Genomic DNA, 24,395 nt, shown 5'->3' with positions numbered 1-24,395 from the left:
GGATCAAAGGTTTCAACTTACTGACCCTGGTAGTCAATAATGTTGAGTTCAAGGATGGAGAACAGGTAAGGGATCAATCAGATAGGAATGCCGCCTGATCCCATACACCAGATTTGACAATAACTCGAATCTTTTAGATAAAACCTAATCGCCATGAGGGCATGGCTCGCTACAAAATCCGATCTTCCAGAACACTGCTTTTATGTAGAATGCGGGCTAGCATGCCTTCTGGGCACCTCATCATGATAAAGCTGACAATAATAGCTTTTTACCCCGCACAGAGGTCACAGAGAAGATCGAGAAGAGCCTAACTGACATGACTAAGACTTAGCAACAAACCGAACAAATAGCAAAATCAGTTCGTTAAAGCCTCATTCAAAAACTTAATAAAATTCCGTTTCGCTTTAAAACGAACCCTGAAGTCAGTCAGCATTTGTTCAGCCAACGCTTTATGTCCGGCATCATCCGCAATTGAAATCACCGTTAATATCAGCGCGACTGCCTTGTGGTACGCATTGTTGTTACCTTGTGAGACATAGCCATCGGCCAGTAGCGCATAAAGAGGGATCGCAATGTCAGGCTTGTTATTGAACGCCTGAGCAACCTGTAACAAAGAAGACTCATCTACCTGATGCTGTCGTACCAACGCCAGAGCATCAAGGTATTCTTCCTCCCGCAGATACAGCGCTACCAGATCATCAGCATATCGATGAAACCAGGGCTGATGTGCATTCTTCTCTATTCTGCCAAGTAAAAACGCTTCGGCCCGTTCAAAATAGTTTTCATCAGAATGGCTCATCTCTGCCAGTTCCAACACCCTTTCATAATCTTCCAGCTCTAATGTTTGCTGATAGATACTCCACTGTATCGCTAACGCCTGCTGGAAATTGTCATGAGAGAGCAGCAATCTGATCTCCATGCGTTCAACATTAAAACCGGAATACCGGTTGCGTTTATCTCCTATCTTTAAACGCTTAGCTTCAGACAACCAGCGTTCCGCCTGATCAATATCACCGTGGTCATGACACAACTGGCAAAGCTCCAGAAAATCCACATCGGTTATTGCTGTTTTTTGTAACAGACTAATCACCGTTTGCCAGTCATTATCTCGTTCGGCTCGGCTGCGCAATTGATACTGTAGCATCCTGTAGGTTGACTCATCGTCCCAGTCAGCGTCTTCACTCAGCGGCGGCAGAGCATCCCAGCGACGCTGATACTCTTTATGAATCAGCGTCTCGCCATCATCCCCCAGGCAGGTCAGGTAAGCATCCGGAATTGCCGCATACAAATCCGCACAATCGGAATCTTCAATAGACAGCAAATACGCCACCAGCCTTGGTTTATCCCAGACCAGTTTGCTAACGATTTCACAGTGTAGTTGTTGCAACCGCTCTTCTAGCTGCAAACGAAACCCACCGGAATCATCGATAGTTTCCAGCGCCCGGCTCAGACGTTGTAGAGCATAATCCACCAACGACAGGGTCTTTTCGGCGCCAAGCTGTTCTGACTGCCCTTCAAGCAGATCAATAACCGGTCCGATCTTGTCGAAATAGTTGCGCACCTGGCTGTAACGGTAGAGATGCTTGTTATACGGGATCGCCGCCGTGATAAGCTTCTTTATCGCTTTAACATCCATCTTATTCAGCGCAATATCGGCTTTGATCGACCAGGTCTGCTTTAAGCCACGATCACTCGTGATAATATCCAATAGCTGCGCGACTAACGCCTGATGATCAAGCTTATTCAGATAGGCCTGTATCCGCTGATCGACATTGCCATCGCCCAGTCGAGTTTGTTCTCCGACTTCCTGCCGGTACAACATCGCCACCGCAACACAATGTTTACAAAAATCAAAACCTTCGGAGGCGGGACAATCACAACTGCCTTCAAAGCGTTGATTATTGTGGATCAGGGTGACTCGATACAGCTCTGTGCCCTGCACATCAGCGGTAATCGTCTGGCCATTTTTTTGCCAATGCTCAACCAGCCCCTGCTGAAAGTAATCCTTCCCTCGGGAAAATGCTCCCTGACCTGCCAGTGCGAGCAACTGCTGATCGGTGATTTCTACATTATCCATCAGAGTTAAAGCCTGTTATCTACGATCTAGTTTCATATATCTGAAAACGTTCGGTTGCATCCCAACGAGTCATCATAAAAAGGCGATATTACAACAATCGTTCCGGATATCTCTAGCGCTGCTCTTCGAAAAGGCCCAGAGCAATGCTTTACAACAGCCGGCTTTTACCACAGAGAGCACAGAGGACACGGAGTAGTGCCCGTCTTTGGTATTTCTCTGTGGTGCCAATAAGAAATAAACACAGTAGGAGGCGCGTCTCGCGCCGATAGAGCCCGATAGTTTCTGATCTTTCTCTGTGCTCTCGTTGGTTAATCTGTTTTATGTTCTGCTCAGTGAAAGTGCAGCGTTTTTTATCGTTGCAGCAGACGCTAGTTCAACACAGTTACGGCCACGGGCTTTGGCCCGGTACAGCGCCTCATCGGCCCGCCCCATCGCTTCGGCCAGCGACTCATTTGACACATCAATAGCCGCCACGCCAAAACTGGCAGTGACATTAAGCGTCAGCTCTCCAACCCGGATCTCCAGCGTATCCAGCGTCACTCTGAGGCGCTCGGCCAGATCGGTAGCCGCCTGCAAACCGGTCTGTGGCATCAGGATTGCAAACTCCTCTCCGCCAATACGTCCGAACAGGTCAGCGGTACGTGTCATCGACTGTAAAGCATCGATGGCAGCAACCAGCACCCGATCCCCCGTGGCATGACCATGGTTATCATTGATCTGCTTAAACATATCCAGATCAATCATCACCATCGCCAGCGGCGTTTGATATCGCCGGGCCCGATTGAGCTCTTGCTCACCGGACTCAAAGAATGCTCTGCGGTTTAATACTCCGGTCAGCGAATCGGTCAGCGCCAGCAACTCGGCACGCTTCACCGCCTGTTCCAGTGCAGCGGTACGCTCTGACACCAGTTGTTCAAGTACCTCCTGTTCCTGCCGCAGATGGTTGATATGCAACAGCTCCGCCGCCTCTTTTTGCTGTTTCAGATAATTAATCCGGTCCGCCAGCGCTAAAGAGAGCAGCACCCCCTCGATACAGAAACCCAGCGGTGGTGAAAAGCTGGTGACAAAATCAGCCGGAATAAGGCCCACATTGCGCGTCACAGCGATCAGCATAGCCAGACTCCAGACACTCCAGCCAAGAACATAAAACCGGGCATCGCTCCTGCCCTTTTTATATCGCCAGACGCCGATCAGAGGAAACAGTACCGTCACCAGCGCATACAACAGAGTGAGCTTTAAGGCATATCCGCGCCCGCCAAACAGGTAGCAGAGCATCGCCAGCGCAGCTAAAACAAACAGGGATTGCAGCAACCGGTCAATAATCTGCGACTCTCGGGTATTGAGAAAACTGCGGGTAAACTGGGTTGCCAACACCAGCGTCAGCAATGAAAAAAGGATCGGCGCTAAATCGACAAGCCACAGAGTTCCCTGCCACAGATAACGATAACCCAGGCCAGTGTTGGACAGCAGAGCCATCATCGCCGCCATAATATACAAGGTATACCAGATATACTCAGGCATTCTGGTGGAGTAACCGATCAGCAAATTATAGAGCACCACCAGCACGCCCATACCGATGAAAGAGCCGATGATAAAATAACGACTGTCGTAGTGCTGAGCAAACTCATCAGGCGTCCACAGCGACAACTTGGTCTCGGCCAGCCCTGGTTGATTATAAGAAAGATGCACCCATACCCTCTGCACACCGCCGGGCGCTGTAGTCACAGGGTAAAGGTTGCTCTCAGCGGCAACCGCACGACTGGCAAATGGCAGATGATCACCACCGCTCTGAGCCGCAGCACCGTCGGTATAAAAAGTCACATGATCCCAGTGCGGGTGAACCACTTCCAGCAGCGATACCTGGGGCTCTTCACCACTGTTTTTCAGATCGATGCGTAACCAGAAACCGGAACCACTGATACCAAAGTTACTCTTACCATCCGGCAGCGGCGCAAAGCGCGAAGCCAGGGGTTCACTGCTCACCTGTTCCAGCGTATAGGTATGATCAGTATCTTCCAGATAACGAACACTCCTCTCAGTGCCGATATCCGCCATATTCGAAGACAGAGAAATCAATGGCTGAGCATGACACAAAGTGCTGATTAACAGCGACATCAGCAGCACAACAAGACGCGCTGCAAACCCACGACTATGGCCCGCCCGACATCGATGATCCATCTGACGATGGCTGTTAATACTAAAACCCGGAGTTTCCATGATAATAATCAGCGGCCTGAGAGTGCAGTTCAGCGAGACAGTACAACAATTGAAGTCTATCAGATAAAACCTCAGGCTCCCCAGGCACAGAGGTTTTACGGGTAGATTGCGAACTAAGTTTATACTGCTTCCAACACTTTAGTCCGTTTCATGACGCCATTTTGAGTACACCGGCATACCTTCTGAAAGTCGCTTCTATACCCCAACCTTGACATGGTAGTGGTCTAAGCTGCCTCGACTCTGGCTTCCTGCTTCGTTCTGCCTCCTCCATCCCTGGAGTCGTGTTCGTCAGAAAACACTGATAAAACAACCCTCTGGGTACCTCGTCTCGATGCTCAGTCATTACCTGTGGGAGCGACGCCCCCGTCGCGATTACTTTGAACTGCAATCGGTGCGAGGCGCACCTCGCACAAAAACACCAACACTCAAAAGCGTATTTACCACCGAGGACACAGAGGACACAGAGAAAAGCACATCGTGTAGGAGCCACTTTCAGTGGCGATAAGCATTCTCTAAGCCGCCTCGACTCTGGCTTCCTGCTTCGTTCTGCCTCCTCCATCCCTGGAGTCGTGTTCGGCAGAAAACACTGATAAAACAACCCTCTGGGTGCCTCGTCGCAATGTTCAGTCATTACCTGTGGGAGTGACGCCCCCGTCGCGATTACTTTGAACTGCAATCGGTGCGAGGCGCACCTCGCACAAAAACACCAACACTCAAAAGCGTATTTACCACCGAGGACACAGAGAACACAGAGAAAAGCACATCGTGTAGGAGCCACTTTCAGTGGCGATAAGCATTCTCTAAGCCGCCCCGACTCTGGCTTCCTGCTTCGTTCTGCCTCCTCCATCCCTGGAGTCGTGTTCGGCAGAAAACACTGATAAAACAACCCTCTGGGTGCCTCGTCGCAATGTTCAGTCATTACCTGTGGGAGTGACGCCCCCGTCGCGATTACTTTGAACTGCAATCGGCGCGAGGCGCACCTCGCACAAAAACACCAACACTCAAAAGCGTATTTACCACAGAGAACACAGAGAAAAGCACATAGTGTAGGAGCCACTTTCAGTGGCGATAAATTCTCGAAGATATCCATAGCCCTGAAACCATGCACCCTGAAACCGCGCAGACGCATGATAATATTTCCTCGGATTGTCGATGCGTCTGTCAACGGAAATAGATTGGGTAAAAGCGCTCAACGTCTGAAATTAGTTTGAGCAGGCTGTCCTATTGTGGGAAAAATCAATCGCACTGGCCTCACCCCACCTTCAGCCAGCGGTGCCTGCGGCCATCTCCCGGTGCGCTAACCAACTACGATAGTGGTCGATCAGCGTTTCCTCTATAGGCCGGTAGTCAATGCCCAGTTCGTCAACGCTACGGTGGTTGTCCACGCCGAACCTGATGCCCAGATGCTTACGCATGTAGTCCTGAGTCAAACCAAACAGAGGCCCGATCAGACGCACGGCAAAATCAGGAATCTGTCGTTTGGGCAGCAGATAGGAACGACGATGGACGGTACGCAGAATCTTCGCTATCTCAACAAAGGAGATCATCTGCTTCTCCGCCAGGATATAGCGTCCTGTAGCCGACTCGGTGCTGGCCGCGCTGATATGTGCCTTAGCCACCTCGCGAACATCGACGGTCGTCAGGCTCAGGTCAGGCATACCATAGAAAAAGTAGCCCTTAAGCATCTCATCAAGCAGGAACAGACTCCCCGACTCGGAAGCGGGTGTTAACGAGGGCCCGAGAATCATGCCCGGATTGATCATCACCAGACTCCAGCGCTGCTGGGCCTCCGCCATCCGCCAGGCCTCTTTCTCCGCCTCAACTTTGGAAAAGTGGTAAGGATTGTTCTCAATAGTACTGGAGGTATTGAAATACGCTTCGGTCAGTATTTCATCCTTCATCTCCAAAACATCGGCATAATCACCGAAGACCGCCCCTACCGAAGAGGTCATCACCACACGGGTGACCGTTGGCGTTCGGTTCACGCTCTCCAGTACATTGCATGTCCCCTGCAGTGCCGGTTCCAGCATCTGCTTCATCCCGTCTTTGATCCGCTCCGGCAGCAGGAAAGGCGATGCGACATGATGCACCGTTTCGCACCCCACCATCGCCTCATCGAATGACCCGGGTTTGAGCAGGTCGGCGCTGAACAGTTTCAGTCTATCGGGATATTTTGCCTGCAACTCCCGTAACGGGCTTAGCTTATTTTCGTTGTCCAGACTGCGAACGGTGGCATGCACCCGGTAGCCGTCGTCGAGCAGTTGCTGTACAAGATGACAGCCCAGAAAGCCGGTACCGCCAGTGACGAGTGTAGTCTTCAAGCCCATATTTTTTCTCCAGTTCGATAACGCGATAATTGCCCTGAGCTACGCAGCGATGAAACACTTGATCAACCTCTGCGCCGTCCATAGATTTACACTGTCATGACGATGCGCGGTTCTCCTCTTCCACCATTCTCGGTACATCCCGGCGTAAGACCCAGCGCACCAGAGAGGGAGGAACAATTCCCAGCAGGCGAATAGTCCAACGCATTAATCCCGGAAACAGATAATCGGGCTTTTCACGCCGTATACCACGGATGATGTAACGGGCCGCCTGTTCTGCCGAGATCTCCATTGGCGCGGGCATGCCATCATCCTGGGTTGCCTCGGTGGCGACAAACCCCGGATACACACTGACAAAACCGATGCCATATTCATGAAACTCAAGTCGACAGGTATCGATCAGCAGTTTCAACGCCCCTTTCGCCGCGCTGTACGGCCCTTGCAGTGGCACCCCCAGAAATCCGGCGAGCGAATTGGTTTGCACCACCAGCCCCCGTCGTTGCTTTTTCATCTGTTCCAGCACCGGGAACAGGTAATTGACGCTGACATCGTAATTGGTACGCATATAGTGGCGCACCTCTGCGGCCCCCATCATTCTCATATCGATAGCCGGCGCACCGCCAGCGTTGAGGATCACCACATCGATACGACCATAATGATCGACAACTTTACGCACCACCTCTTCACTTGCGCTTTCATCCAGCGCATCGGCAGCGAGCGCAAAACAGCGCCCGCCCCGTTGTTCAATCCCGGTCTGTAACTCGCGCAACCGATCTTGTCGGCGCGCGGTCACCGCCAGTAACGCCCCCTCGTCCGCTAACTGCGTAGCGAGCTTATAGCCAATGCCGGAAGAGGCTCCGACAATCAGTATCACTTTATCTTGTGGGTTCATTATTTTTATTCCCTTGTATCAAAAGTCAGGTCTTTACGCTTACTCACCCGTTGCCCGAAGGCGGGCCGGGTAGCTGGCAATCATAGCGGCGACGATACTGGCAACCGGTCGTTCATCAATCTCCAGATCCAGCAACATTTCGACAGCGGCATAGATCATGTCAACGACAATGCGGCCCGCCAGAGCCAGCTCTTCGGCTGATACATCCGGAAACGCTTCTTTCAGCAGCTCACCCTGAGCTTTGGTAACAACTTCGTGTGAATCGAGACGCACTTTCTGCAGCGATGGCACGGCTCGCAATGCACGTAAAATCCAGACACCCCCCGGCGTATCCCGGGTAACCCGGTAGGTATCAATCAGCAATCCTTCAAGCGCCTTTTCAAGCGCGGCTGTCGAACCGCAAAGAACCTCAGATGTAATCCACAGCGGTATCAACTCGTTCTGTTTCTTCATCAATCGCTGCCCAAGCTCCGAGAGCAAGGCGTACTTGTTGGGAAAATAACGGTAGAGCGCAGGCGGTGTTAACCCCGCCTGCGCACAGATCTGATTGGTCGACAGACGTTCGATACCAACCTCCCCCAACATCTGTGCCGCGACCTCAAGAATCAGCTCATAGGTGTCCGCACCCCGTTGCTGTTCCGGTCTTTTCTTGGCGGTGAGAACGGTATTTTTGCTAGCACCGCCTGTTTGTTTTGATGTCATGTTTCAACCCTGAAATGAATGGAGTGGTGAATTATTACACAAAACGTATTGCCAATACGATAGTCATGACTATACAATAGTCATCACTATCGTTTCAAACTATCCGTCATTTTAAGGAGGAGCCATGAAAAAAATAACTAAATGGCATACGTATTCTCTGCTGTTGCTAACTTCAACCCTGTTCAATCCAACGACGGTTCGCGCCAGCGGTCCTGACGACGCTAAAGGTTTGTGGATGACCGATGTAAAAGACGCCGTCATCCGCTTCGATAACTGTTCTGACCGTCCCGGCGCCCTGTGCGGGACAATCGTCTGGGACATAGACGCAGGCACGCCGGCAGACACCTGTGGTGAACGCGTTATCCAGTTGGATAACTACACCGATGAAGCCTGGCGGGATGGCTGGGTCTATGACCCACGTGAAGACAAAACCTACAAGGGTAAAGTCAGTGTCGAGGGAGCGGAGATGAGCATCAGGGCTTTCATCGGTTTCACCGTACTCGGCAAAACCGAGCATCTCGCACGTACAGACCAGTTACCCGCTAGTCCAAGCTGCAAACAATAATCCAACAACCTGACCGTTAGCTCCCAATACAAAAACAAACGAAGGAGAAAGCGCTATGCGTTTCATGCCTACTATCTCTAGGCTGGCACTGCTGTTGCCAGTCCTCTCTGGATCGGCCTGCGCTATTGAGCGTGAAGTCGCCAGCTATAACATCGACACCGAAATTTCGTTAAAAACAGATCAGCGCACCCGCGGTATTTCCGACTCCCTGCTGCACCCGGCACTGCAGTTGCATACGGAGATCGCCCATGAAAGCGGCATCATCGCCCTGGCGGAAATCGTCTCGGTGAGTAAAAAACAGTTTGTCGGTGGCTCAGGTACTGGAGTAACGCTGGGGCTGGGTTACCGCTGGGGTGATCCCGAGGCCTGGCACTTTGGTGTCGGTGTGGCGACTGAGCTGTTTCCGGGGGCAAAGTTTCAGGCTCCCCACTCATTCGATCTGAACACCTTCACCCCGGGTGATTTTAAAAGCACCGACTTCAACAGTAACTTCCTGCTGTTTGAAGCCAACTACGGCGCGATTGAGGGGCGCATGCTCTACGTCGTCTCCGACACGTACCGCGGCGCTGATACCGGCGGTGTCTGCGGCCAGATGTTGCAGTTAGCAACTGACCCCACCGATGCACTGGCGTGTTACGGACGTGGAGACCATAACTCAAGAGGCTCGATGCTTTTCGATCTGAATTACTCGGTCGATCTGTTACCGGCAACCACCCTGACCCTGCACGTTGGCCAGCAAAAGGTGGAAAACTTCAAAGAAGCGGACTTCTCCGATTATCAGATCGGTATCAGCCGCGCACAGTGGGGCTTTGACTGGAGCCTGGACTGGTATTCAACCGATTCCAACGCCCGCGAGCTTTACCAGGTCCAGGATGGTAACCGCTTGCGCGCAACCGATAACGATGCATTTGTGTTTTCCGTCACCAGGAGTTTCTGATGTCCCACGCCTACCTTCATCAGGGTAAACCAACCTCCGGCCCACTGGTTCTGGCGGTCGATCTGGGGACCTCAGGGTGCAAATGTGCCCTGGTGTCCTTCGATGGCACAGTGGCAGCCTGGGCTTTCGAACCGGTGGAGTTATATGTTGACGGTGTCAGCGCCGAACAGGATCCGCAGGACTGGTGGCAAGCGTTTATCAGTGCGGCTTCAGTGGTATGCGCCGATGCAGACATGCGGAAGCGTATCGTCACCGTCTGTTGTTCGACCCAGGCCGAATGTACGGTCTGTGTCGACCGCGACGGTGCCCCTCTCGGCCGGGCGATGCTCTGGCTGGATATGCGCGGTGCCCAGGCAATTGCCCGACGATTACGTCATCGCTGGTTTAACGTGATGGGGCACTCCCCGGGAAAACTGCTGCGCTGGCTGCGTCTGACAGGAGGTGTACCGGCACAATCCGGCAAGGACAACGCCGGGCATATCGCCTATATCCGCGACCATGAACCCGAACGCTATGAGCGAACCTATAAGTTTCTCAATGCGCTCGACTACATGAACCTGCGCCTTACCGGTCGCTATTGCGCCACCCCGGACTCAATGCTCACCACCTGGGTGACCGACAATCGCGATCCACACCGGATTCGCTATGACGATTCGCTGCTGGCAATGCTCGGGGTCGAGCGCGACAAGCTACCAGATATCGTCCCCTCTACAGAGGTGATTGGTCCGGCGCTATCCGATGTGATCGAACAACTCCGTCTGCCCGCCAACACGGTTGTGGTTGCAGGCGCGGTCGACACCTCCGCGGTGGCTATCGGTGCAGCGGTGACCGATTTCAAACCACATCTCTATCTTGGCACCTCATCCTGGCTGGGCGCCCATGTACCGTTCAAAAAAACCGATGTGCGCCATAAGATTGCATCGGTCCCTTGCGCCGTATCCGGTCGCTATCTGGCCATCGCGTTGCAATCGACGGCGGGGGCCAACCTGTCCTTTCTGCGTGACCGGATTCTGTTTCATCCCGATGAATTTCTGAGTGATGAAGATCAGCCTGATGTGTATGAGATTCTCAATATCATCGCAGCCCGGGTTCCACCGGGCTCCAACGGCCTTATCTATATGCCCTGGCTGTTTGGCGAGCGCACACCGGTCGATAATGCCAACCTCCGTGCCGGTCTGGTCAATCTATCCCTGGGTCACTCCCGCGAAGATATCATCCGCTCCTTTATGGAAGGGGTGGCATTCAATACCCGCTGGATGATGGAGCCATTTATCGGTCTGCTGGGGCGTGACCCGGGCCCCATCGCAGCGGTGGGCGGCGGCGCGCAATCAGATCTCTGGTGTCAGATTATTGCCGACGTCAGTGGTCAACCGATGCGACAGCTGGAAAACCCGATTCAGGCCAACACCCAGGGCGCGGCATTTCTGGCCGCCATCGGCACCGGCGCACTGAGTCTGTCCGATCTGCCAGACCTGCAGCGCCACCGTAAGATCTACGAGCCGAATCCCGGGCTAAGAGCGCTCTACGATGAACGCTTCGGCATCTACAAAGATCTGTATCGCCAATTAGCCCCGATCTATAACCGCCTCAACCAGTCACCTCAGAAAGGAGCTGTGCATGTTAGCAAGTAACCAACGACAGCGTGTTGTCGACCTCTGCGTAGACCTGTCCCAGCGCGGATTTCTCGCCGGAACCGGCGGTAATGTAGCGTTGCGTATTGATGCCGAACTGATCGCCGTCACGCCTTCGGCTATTGACTACCTGTCCATGACCGCCGCTGATGTCTGCGTGGTCCGGCTATCCGACCTGGAGAAAGTCGACGGCCAGCGCGATCCATCAGTGGAGACCGGGCTGCATGCCCAGTTGCTGCGGCAAAGACCCGAGGTTAACTGCAGCATTCACACCCATCAGCCCATCGCCAGCGCCTGCACTCTGCTCGGCAAGCCACTGCACGTCACCGAAGCGAAAGCCCGGCAGCGCCTGGGGCGTCGCGTACCCATGATCGGTTATATGCCCTCCGGCACCGGCCTGCTGGCAGGCATGGTTAAGCGGGCGATCCGCTCTGATAGCAACGCCTATCTTATGCGTAATCACGGTGTGCTGTGCTGCGGCGACAGCATCGAGAGCGCGATAGAAGCGGTGGAAACACTCGAAAGTCAGGCCCTCGCCTGGCTACGCAAGGGTATGTCCACCCATGCACACAACCATCCAGAACAAGCCGATACCCTGCAACGCGTCCGGGCGGTATTAGGAGGAATTTCATGAACGCACCAAAAACAATTTCACCGCAGGGTTCCGTTGAACTGACTGCAGAAAACCCTCAACTGACCCCCGCCATCTCTGAGTGGCCGGATGTCGACGATCTCTACCGTCGTTTTGACAACCTGGTCAATCAGCCGATGCGATCCATACGCCGAGATGCCATGTCGAAGGTATTGGGCTATTTCGATGAACGCTGCCAAACCTCAAAGCGCCTCGCCGAAGAGGCCAAACAGGTAATTCCTGGTGGTGTTCAACACAACCTCTCTTTCAACTACCCTTTTCCGCTGGCCATGAAAGAGGCGAAAGGAGCCCATCTCACCGATGTCGATGGTAACCGTTATATCGACTTTCTTCAGGCGGGCGGCCCCACCCTGCTCGGCTCCAACCCACCTGAACTGCGGGAGAAAGTTAACGAACTGCTGGACCAGTGCGGCCCGGTCACCGGTCTGCTACACGAATATGAAGCCAAACTGGCTGAACTGGTGTGCAACTCCATGCCCGGTGTGGACATGGTACGGCTGCTCGGTTCCGGCACGGAGGCAGTGATGGGCGCGGTGCGTCTGGCGCGCACCTATACCAAGAAAAAATGGATTATCAAGATCGGCGGTGCCTATCACGGCTGGAGCGATCAATTGGTGTATGGCATGCGACTGCCCAGTACCGGGCGTATGGAAGCGATCGGTATCCCCCGTGGTGCCACAGCACATACCCAGGAGTGCCTGCCAAACGATCTTGACGCCCTGCGCCGCAAGCTGCAGATGAATCGCCTGCGTGGCGGTACGGCGGCGGTGATGGTTGAGCCTCTCGGGCCTGAAAGCGGCACCCGTCCGGTACACCCTGACTATAACCGCCAACTGCGCAAACTCTGTGATGAGTTTGGTGCCTTGCTGATATTCGATGAAGTGGTTACCGGATTCCGTATGGGGCCAGGCGGAGCGCAGGCCTACTTCGGCGTTAAACCCGATATCACAGTGCTGGGTAAATGCCTTGCCGGGGGATACCCCATGGCAGGCGCCATCGGTGGGCGCCGGGATGTCATGATGATGTTGGTAGGGGGTATCGGAACCACCTCCCGACGCGCATTTGTCGGCGGTACCCTGTCCGCCAATCCACTCTCCTGCGTCGCCGGTTATCACGCGCTGCTCGAAGCCCAGAAACAGGATGCTGCGGGCAAAGCCGGACGGGCCGGTGACCGATTGCGGCGCGGCCTGGCAGAAATTATTGAGCGAAGAGGACTCCCCTATGTGGTCTACAACATGGGGTCAATCGTGCATCTGCAAACCTCCGGCGTGTTGTTGCTCGACACCAGTAACCTTTACAAGTTGTGGCGCGTCAAAAATGAGGCAAAAGAGCGCAAGCATATGATGGAAGAGATGGGTGCCGCCTACTCAGCACACGGACTGATCACCCTGGCTGGCAGCCGCATCTACACCAGCCTTGCCGACACCGATGAGGTGATAGACGAAGCACTTAACCGTTTCGATGACGTTTTTAATCTGGTGTAAGCCCATGACTGATACTAACAATCTACAACAAACCTGGATCAATACCCGCGATCGGCTGGCGGTCAAAGGACTTCTCAGTGGTAAAAACGCCGGTTTATCGGTTCGCTGCCCTGATACTCCGAAGATCTGGCTGGGTTCAGCAACCGATACGCAGCCGCAGCTTGTTGATCTGAACAACCCGACAAGCGCGATAGCCAAAGACCATTCGGCAATCTACACCCGACGGGGTGATATCGGAGCCATCGCCTTTGGCGGTGGTGCCTTTGGCTCTCTGTTGCCCCACTTTGGTGGCACTCTGCCACAACTGTTCGACGAACAGGCACGCCATATCGGCCGTATGGCCGGAGCAATCCTGCTTGATGCTCAGCTCGATAAAGCCCTGAGAGGTGGAGGAAACGCCCTGCTCTGGCGCCAGATTCCGATGTGCTTTGGGATGACCTGCACCCGTCTGGCGTTGAATGCAGAGCTATTTGAAAAATGTGCCAAAGCCTATGTGCTGGCAGCCGCTACCGGGGGACGCATCACGCGTCTTCCCTGGTGGGTACGCCGCATCGCCAACGGCCGGTTAGACAAGGATGAACAGCGCGCGCAGGAGGCTTTTACTCGAGGTGAGCTACCGGTAGAGACCAAAGGCTACTAAGCGATGCCGATCCACGGAGGTGTTCCATGAAAACTCTCGCAGCAACAACCATGTCGTTCGGCTCAACTCTCACCGCGTTGAGCATCGGTTCAGTAGGTCTGTTAATTCTCGGCCTGCAGCCAGTTTTGCTTGGTCAGCTACTGACAACCGGGGTCGTCAGCATTGAAGGTGTCGGCCTTGTCGCTATGGGCGAGATCATCTCCCTGGGTCTGGGCGTTTTACTGGCAGACCGCTATCTGCCACTGTCTCGCACCTGGCGTATCGCCACGCTCGCATCGCTGCTAATCGTGGGATTTAATGCTCTTGCCTGTGCTGTCCATGGTGATCTGGCAATGACCATTGTCCGCGCTATAACCGGTCTGGCGGAGGGCATACTGGTCTGGCTCACCACCAGTATCATCGTCCGCAGCCGCCACCCCGACCGTCTTGCGGCGCTATTTATTGTCGTCCAGACACTCAGTCAGGCGGTCGTGGCGACACTGTTATCCACCGCCGTAATCCCCCGTACGGGCTGGCAGGGGGGCTTCATGGTGCTTGCCTGCCTGTCTCTGATCCCCGGTCTTCTGGCTCGTACCCTGCCACAACATTTGCAGCCACTACCAACACAGGCTTCGGGCGGCATCCGCTGGTCCATCACCACCCTGCTGCCACTGGTCATAGCATTTTTACAGATGGCAGCGGTTGGCTCGCTCTGGGCTTATCTGGATCCCGTCGGCGCAGCATTCGGCTTCAGTACTGACCAGATCGGCACGGTGGTCTCTGAAGTGCTGATCTTGCAGGTGCTCGGTGGTATCACCGCCACCATTACCGTTCGTTATCTGAATCCGCGACTGGTGTTATTTCTGGGCTCATTAGTGCTGGGCGGCATTGCTCTGATACTGACAAACCTTGCGCACCCCAGCTTCACGACATTTGCCATGTTGATGGCATTATTCGGGTTTACCTGGCTGTTTATTATGCCCTTCCATCTCGGCCTGGCGTTTATGGTTGATTCAAGTGGCCGCGTCGCCGTGCTGGTACCCGCGATGCAATTACTCGGCAGCGCCATCGGTCCACTAACTGTGTCGTTGATGATGAACGAAAACAATGTCCTGGTAGTTCCGCTTTTCAGTGGCGCCTTTGCCCTTTTCGCACTGTCACTCAAACTGCTGGGGCACAAACCACTGTCACGTCAGTTAGGCCTGCGGGAGAATCCACAATGAACACCGATGTCCGCCCCCTTCCCTGCAATCGACAGCAGATAGATCTTCTATTTGACGGGCAGCGGGAAACGGCATTGCATCTTCGCAGCAGCAGTGCCCGCGTGCGGCGAGACAAACTGAAACGTCTCGGCGATGCTCTGATGGCCCACCGGGACGAACTATACAGCGCCTTTCAAACCGATTTTCGCAAACCCGCCGCGGAGGTAGAGCTCACCGAACTATTGCCGGTGTTCGATGAGATCCATATGGCCAGACGCAAATTAGGCCGCTGGATGAAACCCACTCGCGTCGGCTCGACACTGGCCGCTTTCGGCACATCCGCCAGTGTCACCTACCAGAGCAAAGGGCGCTGTCTGATCATCGGGCCGTGGAACTACCCGGTCGCGACACTGATCGGCCCACTGGTGTCGGCTATCGCTGCGGGCAACACGGTCATTTTAAAACCCTCAGAGTTCACCCCTGCCGTCAACGCCGTGCTCGCCCAGGTGATCGCCAACTGTTTTGAGCCTACTGAAGTGGCACTGGTCGAGGGCGAGGTCGCCACATCAGAGGCACTGCTTGCCTGCCCCTTTGACCATATTTTCTTCACCGGTTCGCCTGGAGTGGGAAAACTGGTGATGGCCGCCGCCTCAAAACATCTGACTTCGGTCACCCTGGAGCTGGGCGGAAAATCCCCGGTTATAGTCGATGAAAGTGCTGATCTCAGGCGTGCCGCCGAAGTGATCATCTGGGGAAAACTGATCAACGCAGGCCAGACCTGCATCGCGCCCGATACCCTGTTCGTGCAGCGAAGCGTACGCGACAAATTGTTAAACCACTGTCGGGAGATCATCCGTCAGCGATTTGGCGACAACGATGCTGATATCGCAGCCAGCCCCGATTTCGCCCGTATTATCAACACCCGGCACGCTGATCGCATCGCCTCACTGATCGACGATGCTGTGCAACAGGGTGCCCGCTGTCCTGCCGGTGGCAACTATGACTGGCAAAACCGCTATGTCGCGCCCACCCTGCTGACAGATATTCCCGCATCGGCCCTGATCATGGATGAGGAGATCTTCGGCCCGGTGTTGCCGGTGATCGAATTCGATCAGCTCGATGAAGTCATCAACTATATCAATGACCGCCCCAAGCCATTGGCACTCTACCTGTGGACACAGCGTAACAAGTGTATCCGCCGTATTCGTGATGAAACCAGCTCTGGCAGCATCGTCATCAATCACTGCATGCTGCAATATGCTCACACCCGTCTGCCCTTCGGCGGCGTCAACAACTCAGGCATCGGCAACGGTCATGGAATTTTTGGTTTTAAGGCGTTCTCCCATGAACGCGCCAGCCTGCGCGGTGGACCACTGCTGGTCGTCAAAATGTTTTTCCCCCCCTACAGCCAGACAAAACGTCGGTTAATAAACCTACTGATTCAATGGCTGCACAAATAATAATTAAAGGAGAGGCAAAAATGAGATCCTATAGCGCATCTATGATCATCGTTGCGCTGCTCTGTAGCACCACAGTGCAAGCGGTGCCCAGCCAGCGCCAACTCAAACTGTTTCACGCCAACTGTGCCCAGTGTCATGTGGGAGAAAGCCGTTTTATCCCCACCCTGGGCAAAGCGGAGGACTGGTCTGAGCGTAACCACCGTGGCGAGGATGCCATGTTACAAAGTGTTATTCAGGGACGGGGCGGCATGCCACCCGCCGGATATTGTTCCGCCTGTACAGAGGACGATCTTCGGGCGCTTATTCGCTTGCTATCTGGACTCACGGGAGAATAAGAATGAAAAACAGTCGCCGTCGTTTTTTACAGGGAACCGCAGCTGCTGCAACTGCAGCCGCAGCCACACTGCTTCCCGGATGCGCAACCCAGCGTACTCAACCGTCCCACGCCGTCGCTTATGCCCCTGACAAACCCCTGCCATGGATGAACTGGGCAGGTAATCTGCACTGCTACCCAGCCCATAGAGAAGCCCCCGAAACAGAGGCCGCGCTGGTCGATTCGCTGCAGCGCGCCCGCGGCACCGTCAGGGCGGTTGGTGCCAGCCACTCATTCACCCCGCAGGTGCCCACCGACGAAACCCTAATTGCCACCGATCTGCTCAGCGGGCTCATCGACTACGATAAGCAAAGCCTGCAAGCGGAACTATGGGCTGGGACACGTCTGCACAACCTGGGGCCGCTGCTGGCGGATATTGGCCAGGCATTACCGAACATGCCCGATGTCGACCGGTTCGCCCTGGGCGGAGCTATCGCCAACTCCGCCCATGCGACCGGCGCCGGTTTTGGTTCCATGTCAACGCGGATCTGCGGTCTCACCCTTGCCACCCCCAATGCCGAACTCATTCGTTGCTCAGCCACAGAAAATTCCGAACTGTTTCAGGCCGCACGCACCTCTCTCGGCACACTGGGGATCATCACCCGCGTACGACTACAAAACGTAGAAAGTTTCAACCTGACTGAAACCAACCGGGTCGAATACACCGAAGATGTGCTTGACGATCTGGAGCAGCGCGTCAAATCACACCGTCACTTCGAGTTTCTTCCACTGCCTAACTCCGATCTGGCGGCAACGGTGTCCACCGATCTGGCCAAACCCGGCGACACTACTCAGGGTGAAGATGATCCGGAATCACTCAACAAACTGCGCAGCGTATTTGAAAATATCAGTTGGATGCCCGGCTCTGGACTCATCTACGACTGGTTACTGAAAAACAGCCTGGCCGACGACGCAACCACCACACGGACAGGCCCTTCCTATCGAATATTTGGGCACCCTCGGCTGGTACGCTTTCGCGAGATGGAATACATCGTACCCGCGCAAGCCGGGCCGGCCTGTATACGGGAGATTTTGCAAACGATACGCGAACGTAAAATTCCCGTCTGCTTCCCACTTGAATACCGCACCGTAGCGGCAGATGATATCTGGCTGTCCATGTTCGAGGGCCGCCAGAGTGTCGCCATCGCTGTGCACCAGTTTCATAATCTGGATCACAAAACCTATTTCGAACAGATTGAGCCAATCTTCTGGAAATACGAAGGCCGACCTCATTGGGGCAAACTGCATACACTCGATACCCAACGTCTGGCATCACTCTACCCCCATCACTGGAAGGACTTCCTCTCCGTCAGGGAGAGTATTGACCCTCAGGGCAGAATGCTAAACCCCTATCTCAAACAGCTGTTTGGAGTCGCCTGAAATGATAAACCGACGACGTTTTCTGATTGGAAGCAGCGCCGCGGCTGCCGGACTGATAATTGCCAAACCACAAACCAATGCAGGCGGACACTCCCAATATTTCGCCCAACTAAACACGCTATTACGTCAACAGGGTATCGACAAACCTTCGCTACTGATCGATCTGGACCGGCTTGATCGCAATGTTGATCGGGTTATGGACTCGGTTAACACCGCAACTCAGAGCAACTACCGCATCGTAGTAAAATCAGTACCGGCTCCGGGCCTGGTAGATTACATCGCCTCACGCTCAGGTAGCAACTCCGCGATGGTGTTCCATCGCCCCTTTATCGAGGCGATTGCACGTCTGCGTCCACAGAGCGATATATTACTAGGCAAACCTCTTCCGGTCGCCTCCCTTAATCGTTTTTACGATACGCCACAGACTCAGTTCGACCCGGCCCGGCAACTCCAGTGGCTGGTCGACACTCCCCAGCGCCTCAACCAATACCTCGAACTGGCGAAGGCCCGTGGGCTTAACCTGAGAGTGAATCTGGAGATCGATGTCGGCCTGCACCGCGGGGGCTTCACAGGCCCGGACGCGCTGCGTCCGGTGTTAACGACCATCGCTGCTAACCCCAACCACCTAACCTTCTCCGGCTTCATGGGGTATGACGCCCACGTCTCAGCACTACCGTCGATTCTGGCAAATATTGAGATACGACGGGTAAAAGCGCGCTATGCCGACTGTATCGCACTGCTGAACAGCCAGTTCCCACAACTGGCGCGTGCGCCGCTAACCTTCAACGGTGCCGGAAGCCCAACCTTCCGCAACTACCAGAATGATACGCTGCTAAACGATATATCCGTAGGTTCCGCACTGCTGAAGCCCAGCCATTACGACCTGCCACTTCTGACCGACTTCGAACCCTGCGCCTATATCGCCTCCCCTCTGCTCAAACGACACCCCAGTACCGGCCTGCCAAGTCTCGAATGGCTGTCTGCCCCAATGACCTTGTGGAACGCAAACCAGGCGGACACTCTTTTTATCTATGGAGGAAACTGGCTTGCCGAGCCTGTATCCCCCCCAGGAGTAACCCCTGCAACGATCTACCAAAGCTCAAACCAGGAAGGCTACTATGCCGCCAAAGGGGTCGAACTGGCAGTAGGAGACTTCCTCTTCCAGCGGCCAAGCCAGTCCGAAGCGGTCCTGTTGCAGTTCGGCGAGCTACTCGGCATCCGCGGCGACCGTATAGAACAGCGCTGGCCCACACTACCACCGGAATCACCCTATATAGCCTGAGCAAAACGATCATGGAATCCGCGTAAACAGCAGTAAACGCCTGTCGATACGGTTTTCTGGGAAGTGGTTTTGCTGCCTGTTCGGCAGTGAACCGCGGTAATAGTTATAGTTCGCGCTTGCTGCTTTTCTAAGCTGCCTGTGCGGCAGTGAACTCAATTTCGTCACCTTTGGAGATAGAGACAGCTTTCTAAGCTGCCTGTGCGGCAGTGAACGGTTGTAAAATGCTTGCCCTTTCGGTTTGCCTTTTCTAAGCTGCCTGTGCGGCAGTGAACAGTATGACGTTTGCTTTTGTTGCTTTTTGTTTTTTCTAAGCTGCCTGTGCGGCAGTGAACATCAAAAGGCTGAAGATCAGGCGGCTGGATGATTTCTAAGCTGCCTGTGCGGCAGTGAACCCCTCCTCCTTCTCCACCTGTCGGCGTCGTGCTTTCTAAGCTGCCTGTGCGGCAGTGAACTCTCAGGATAACTGGTTGGCTCTTTTTGAGCATTTCTAAGCTGCCTGTGCGGCAGTGAACGATATATCAAACTCGCCAGAGAACGTAATAGTTTTCTAAGCTGCCTGTGCGGCAGTGAACATAGAAAGAGTACCGTAGTGCTTTTCCATATATTTCTAAGCTGCCTGTGCGGCAGTGAACACATTATTATCAATTCCACAAAACAATCGAGATTTCTAAGCTGCCTGTGCGGCAGTGAACGGCGGTTTCAATCGTGGCCATGCCCAGCAGCATTTCTAAGCTGCCTGTGCGGCAGTGAACGAAATTCCATAGAAGAACCTAGACGGGGGGGTTTTCTAAGCTGCCTGTGCGGCAGTGAACAAAATCGGCTCGTGGTTTTTATGTTGGTAAGTTTTCTAAGCTGCCTGTGCGGCAGTGAACGAGCACAACCACCAGGCCGAGCGTATTGCCGATTTCTAAGCTGCCTGTGCGGCAGTGAACTCGTTGCGCTGGATTAGCTCATCGGCACGGGTTTTCTAAGCTGCCTGTGCGGCAGTGAACAAGCGAACTGACCGCGATCAAGTGCGCTATGTTTTCTAAGCTGCCTGTGCGGCAGTGAACTCTACCGTAGGGAATATAAGACTCCGGGTGTATTTCTAAGCTGCCTGTGCGGCAGTGAACCACTCAAAAACCTGATAATGGCTTTCTATATTTTTCTAAGCTGCCTGTGCGGCAGTGAACTTTATCAGGCGTTTAGCGTAGCAGCCCATGCATTTCTAAGCTGCCTGTGCGGCAGTGAACTTTCAAGAGCTGTATAAGACGCGGAAGCCAATTTTCTAAGCTGCCTGTGCGGCAGTGAACTTATTAACCCCTCCCCGAGAACCTTAAAAAAATTTCTAAGCTGCCTGTGCGGCAGTGAACTATCAGTGATTGATAGCGATCCGTTGACGACTTTTCTAAGCTGCCTGTGCGGCAGTGAACGAAGCGTTGGCTGATAGCGAGGCCACCCGTCATTTCTAAGCTGCCTGTGCGGCAGTGAACGCTGTTGCCGCCCAGACCACCCTCAGGCAGCTTTTCTAAGCTGCCTGTGCGGCAGTGAACTATTGCCTGCGATTTGTTCGGCCCGTCATTCATTTCTAAGCTGCCTGTGCGGCAGTGAACTGCTTCTACCTCATGAGTCCCGATTACTTGGCTTTCTAAGCTGCCTGTGCGGCAGTGAACTCCAGCAGCGCCAGCAGCTGGCTATGGTTTTTTTTCTAAGCTGCCTGTGCGGCAGTGAACGCTATCTGTAGCAGGTTCAGTACCGCGCTTAATTTCTAAGCTGCCTGTGCGGCAGTGAACACACCCACTAACTATGTGCTGTTGAATGGTTATTTCTAAGCTGCCTGTGCGGCAGTGAACGCAACCGGCGATAAAGATAACTTTATCGAACTTTTCTAAGCTGCCTGTGCGGCAGTGAACTAACAGAACAATTGATGGCGCTGCCGCTGGACTTTCTAAGCTGCCTGTGCGGCAGTGAACGATAGCGCATTCGCCCTGGGCGATTTCCAGCCTTTCTAAGCTGCCTGTGCGGCAGTGAACTCATGCCGCCAGATTAGCGGCATGGGTGGTGCTTTCTAAGCTGCCTGTGCGGCAGTGAACTCTGTGGTCAGCCGGATATAGAGTTGGCATAGTTTCTAAGCTGCCTGTGCGGCAGTGAACTCCAGTCCTTCGGGTATCTGGCTTTCATTTCTTTTCTAAGCTGCCTGTGCGGCAGTGAACGGGATTCCCATCCAACTACATCATCACCCACGTTTCTAAGCTGCCTGTGCGGCAGTGAACAATTTCGAAACGGCGGATTAAACATCGGTGACTTTCTAAGCTGCCTGTGCGGCAGTGAACATCACGGTCGTATTCAAAGCCCTGTTCGGTGATTTCTAAGCTGCCTGTGCGGCAGTGAACCCGATTACTCAATACAGGCGATTCTCGATAAATTTCTAAGCTGCCTGTGCGGCAGTGAACGCTGAATGACGGTTCCGCCGATTACTCAATACTTTCTAAGCTGCCTGTGCGGCAGTGAACAGGTTGTCCGTCTCTGCGGGCCACCATGAAGATTTCTAAGCTGCCTGTGCGGCAGTGAACCAATACTCCGGCAGGCGCAGCAAAACATCTGTTTTCTAAGCTGCCTGTGCGGCAGTGAACACATGATGGTCAAGAATTCTTGACCTGTCAATTTTCTAAGCTGCCTGTGCGGCAGTGAACGGATTTACAGTATTTAGAAAGCGGGTCAGGGATTTCTAAGCTGCCTGTGCGGCAGTGAACCTCTTCACGCTTTCCGATTATTCTTCTTGCGATTTCTAAGCTGCCTGTGCGGCAGTGAACAGATCCGCGATGCCGATCTGAAGTCTATGGCGTTTCTAAGCTGCCTGTGCGGCAGTGAACTGTCATTCTCTGAGTCATGATGCAAGCCCTCTTTTCTAAGCTGCCTGTGCGGCAGTGAACCTTTAATAATTCGCAGCGGAAATTTCTGCTTTTTTCTAAGCTGCCTGTGCGGCAGTGAACTTGTTGCTGACTTGATGAAAGCTACGGGTCAATTTCTAAGCTGCCTGTGCGGCAGTGAACTTCCATGTATACCTCTCGTACTCGCTCAGGTTTTTCTAAGCTGCCTGTGCGGCAGTGAACAAAAACGTGCTTCGCAGCATTGAACAGAAACATTTCTAAGCTGCCTGTGCGGCAGTGAACGTGAAGCGATGCGCCAGACAGCACGGCACGGTTTTCTAAGCTGCCTGTGCGGCAGTGAACAAGAACAAGCCGCGCAACCTGAAAAACATCATTTTCTAAGCTGCCTGTGCGGCAGTGAACCCTTAGCTTTTTACGGGCGGCTTTTAGTCGCTTTTCTAAGCTGCCTGTGCGGCAGTGAACGATAACGGATTCGCCTGATGTGGCTGTTTTAATTTCTAAGCTGCCTGTGCGGCAGTGAACTTGCGGGGTCGGCGGTCTGTCGTTTGTTGGTTTTTCTAAGCTGCCTGTGCGGCAGTGAACTTTATCAGGCGTTTAGCGTAGCGGCCCATGCATTTCTAAGCTGCCTGTGCGGCAGTGAACTCCTGTCTACAGTCGAGACAGATCCGGTTAGTTTTCTAAGCTGCCTGTGCGGCAGTGAACGTCCTGAACGTGGTATCTGAACTCCTCGACGTTTTCTAAGCTGCCTGTGCGGCAGTGAACAGCGCCCGAGATACTGCACTGATATAGCTCTCTTTCTAAGCTGCCTGTGCGGCAGTGAACTACGCAACAACAACCCGGGCAATATTCGCCACTTTCTAAGCTGCCTGTGCGGCAGTGAACGCTCGGACAGATTCCGGGCTGGTCACCGGGGTTTTCTAAGCTGCCTGTGCGGCAGTGAACAGGAATTGAAAGAGGCGCTGGAGCAGGTGCGGTTTCTAAGCTGCCTGTGCGGCAGTGAACCAGCACGATGTCCCCACCAATTTTGATTTATTTTTCTAAGCTGCCTGTGCGGCAGTGAACGAGTGGTATAAGCAAGCATATATGGGCATGTTTTTCTAAGCTGCCTGTGCGGCAGTGAACACAGATCAAGTACATGAATGCGCCGACAAGTCTTTCTAAGCTGCCTGTGCGGCAGTGAACGGCGAAAATAGTGATGAGTTTTCTTATCTTATTTTCTAAGCTGCCTGTGCGGCAGTGAACCAATGCTTGCTGTTTTGAAAATAATGGCGCTATTTCTAAGCTGCCTGTGCGGCAGTGAACGCAGATTCACCCGATGTGGAATTGCTGAAACATTTCTAAGCTGCCTGTGCGGCAGTGAACAGCCTGATCTTTACTTATTGTTCCATTTTTAATTTCTAAGCTGCCTGTTCGGCAGTGAACCTAACCTTATAAAAAGTGCTATTGCAACAGTATTTCTAAGCTGCCTGTTCGGCAGTGAACCAGTGCTTGTGCAGGACTGAGGATCTTCGCAGTTTCTAAGCTGCCTGTTCGGCAGTGAACTCAATGGTATCCAACACCGGCGACTACTCAATTTTCTAAGCTGCCTGTTCGGCAGTGAACTAGTGTAGTGTTGCATTCTGTTTAGAGCTTAAGCGACTGTTGGCACGAATAACTTTTTCCAGAATGTCTCGGGCACTTTTAGTCCAAATAAATGGCTTCGGATTGCTGTTATGATGGGCAATGTAT

General features: G+C 53.6%; 16 protein-coding genes and 1 CRISPR repeat array. Of the genes, 11 read left to right on the top strand and 5 right to left on the bottom strand.

The features are described 5' to 3' along the window. Nucleotides 1–355: 355 nt before the first annotated feature. The 5 genes from JW499_RS20685 to JW499_RS20665 form a co-directional block, all read right to left on the bottom strand. Entirely contained in the window at nucleotides 356–2,077 is a 1,722-nt protein-coding gene (locus JW499_RS20685) for an SWIM zinc finger family protein (RefSeq protein ID WP_205212370.1), read from the bottom strand. A gap of 318 nt (nucleotides 2,078–2,395) precedes the next feature. Continuing rightward, nucleotides 2,396–4,294, bottom strand: coding sequence for a sensor domain-containing diguanylate cyclase (locus JW499_RS20680; RefSeq protein ID WP_205212369.1), 1,899 nt, complete (start codon nucleotides 4,292–4,294; stop codon nucleotides 2,396–2,398). A gap of 1,262 nt (nucleotides 4,295–5,556) precedes the next feature. Next, on the bottom strand, nucleotides 5,557–6,621 hold the full coding sequence (locus JW499_RS20675) for an NAD-dependent epimerase/dehydratase family protein (protein ID WP_205212368.1): 1,065 nt from the start codon (nucleotides 6,619–6,621) through the stop codon (nucleotides 5,557–5,559). A gap of 94 nt (nucleotides 6,622–6,715) precedes the next feature. Next, nucleotides 6,716–7,510 (bottom strand): SDR family NAD(P)-dependent oxidoreductase, encoded by a 795-nt coding sequence (locus JW499_RS20670; RefSeq protein ID WP_205212367.1) that lies wholly within the window; start codon nucleotides 7,508–7,510, stop codon nucleotides 6,716–6,718. Between the two features lie 39 nt (nucleotides 7,511–7,549). Beyond that, entirely contained in the window at nucleotides 7,550–8,212 is a 663-nt protein-coding gene (locus tag JW499_RS20665) for a TetR/AcrR family transcriptional regulator (RefSeq protein WP_205212366.1), read from the bottom strand. A 124-nt stretch (nucleotides 8,213–8,336) separates the two neighbouring features. On the opposite strand from JW499_RS20665, the gene JW499_RS20660 reads away from it, so the two are divergent. From JW499_RS20660 to JW499_RS20610, 11 genes are read left to right on the top strand one after another with little or no spacing between them, the layout of a single operon-like run. Then, nucleotides 8,337–8,777: a DUF2147 domain-containing protein gene (locus JW499_RS20660; RefSeq protein ID WP_205212365.1), complete on the top strand. Its 441-nt coding sequence runs from the start codon at nucleotides 8,337–8,339 to the stop codon at nucleotides 8,775–8,777. A 55-nt stretch (nucleotides 8,778–8,832) separates the two neighbouring features. Further along, nucleotides 8,833–9,714, top strand: a complete 882-nt coding sequence (locus JW499_RS20655; RefSeq protein WP_205212364.1) for a TorF family putative porin — start codon at nucleotides 8,833–8,835, stop codon at nucleotides 9,712–9,714. Further along, a complete protein-coding gene (locus tag JW499_RS20650) occupies nucleotides 9,714–11,345 on the top strand; it encodes a xylulokinase (protein ID WP_205212363.1) in 1,632 nt (543 codons plus the stop codon). The genes JW499_RS20655 and JW499_RS20650 overlap by 1 nt, the downstream gene beginning before the upstream one ends. Beyond that, nucleotides 11,332–11,979, top strand: coding sequence for a class II aldolase/adducin family protein (locus tag JW499_RS20645; protein WP_205212362.1), 648 nt, complete (start codon nucleotides 11,332–11,334; stop codon nucleotides 11,977–11,979). The genes JW499_RS20650 and JW499_RS20645 overlap by 14 nt, the downstream gene beginning before the upstream one ends. Beyond that, on the top strand, nucleotides 11,976–13,481 hold the full coding sequence (locus tag JW499_RS20640; RefSeq protein WP_205212361.1) for an aspartate aminotransferase family protein: 1,506 nt from the start codon (nucleotides 11,976–11,978) through the stop codon (nucleotides 13,479–13,481). The genes JW499_RS20645 and JW499_RS20640 overlap by 4 nt, the downstream gene beginning before the upstream one ends. 4 nt (nucleotides 13,482–13,485) lie before the next feature. Next, nucleotides 13,486–14,121 (top strand): hypothetical protein, encoded by a 636-nt coding sequence (locus tag JW499_RS20635; RefSeq protein ID WP_205212360.1) that lies wholly within the window; start codon nucleotides 13,486–13,488, stop codon nucleotides 14,119–14,121. 26 nt (nucleotides 14,122–14,147) lie between these two features. After that, entirely contained in the window at nucleotides 14,148–15,323 is a 1,176-nt protein-coding gene (locus JW499_RS20630) for an MFS transporter (protein ID WP_205212359.1), read from the top strand. Beyond that, a complete protein-coding gene (locus tag JW499_RS20625; RefSeq protein WP_205212358.1) occupies nucleotides 15,320–16,762 on the top strand; it encodes an aldehyde dehydrogenase family protein in 1,443 nt (480 codons plus the stop codon). Before JW499_RS20630 ends, JW499_RS20625 begins: the two co-directional genes overlap by 4 nt. Before the next feature lie 20 nt (nucleotides 16,763–16,782). Further along, entirely contained in the window at nucleotides 16,783–17,097 is a 315-nt protein-coding gene (locus JW499_RS20620; protein ID WP_205212357.1) for a c-type cytochrome, read from the top strand. Nucleotides 17,098–17,099: 2 nt separating this feature from the next. After that, nucleotides 17,100–18,515 carry a D-arabinono-1,4-lactone oxidase gene (locus JW499_RS20615; RefSeq protein ID WP_205212371.1) on the top strand — a complete coding sequence of 472 codons (1,416 nt, stop codon included), beginning with the start codon at nucleotides 17,100–17,102 and terminating at the stop codon, nucleotides 18,513–18,515. Nucleotide 18,516: 1 nt separating this feature from the next. Continuing rightward, nucleotides 18,517–19,797: an alanine racemase gene (locus tag JW499_RS20610; RefSeq protein ID WP_205212356.1), complete on the top strand. Its 1,281-nt coding sequence runs from the start codon at nucleotides 18,517–18,519 to the stop codon at nucleotides 19,795–19,797. Nucleotides 19,798–19,921: 124 nt separating this feature from the next. Beyond that, a CRISPR array of direct repeats spans nucleotides 19,922–24,269; the repeat unit is 28 nt; unit sequence TTTCTAAGCTGCCTGTGCGGCAGTGAAC. Between the last annotated feature and the right edge of the window lie 126 nt (nucleotides 24,270–24,395).

The organism is Amphritea pacifica, from assembly GCF_016924145.1.
GTDB classification, from domain to species: Bacteria; Pseudomonadota; Gammaproteobacteria; order Pseudomonadales; family Balneatricaceae; genus Amphritea; species Amphritea pacifica.
Note: the sequence above shows the minus strand (reverse complement) of the source record. Positions and strands in the feature narration are given on the sequence as shown.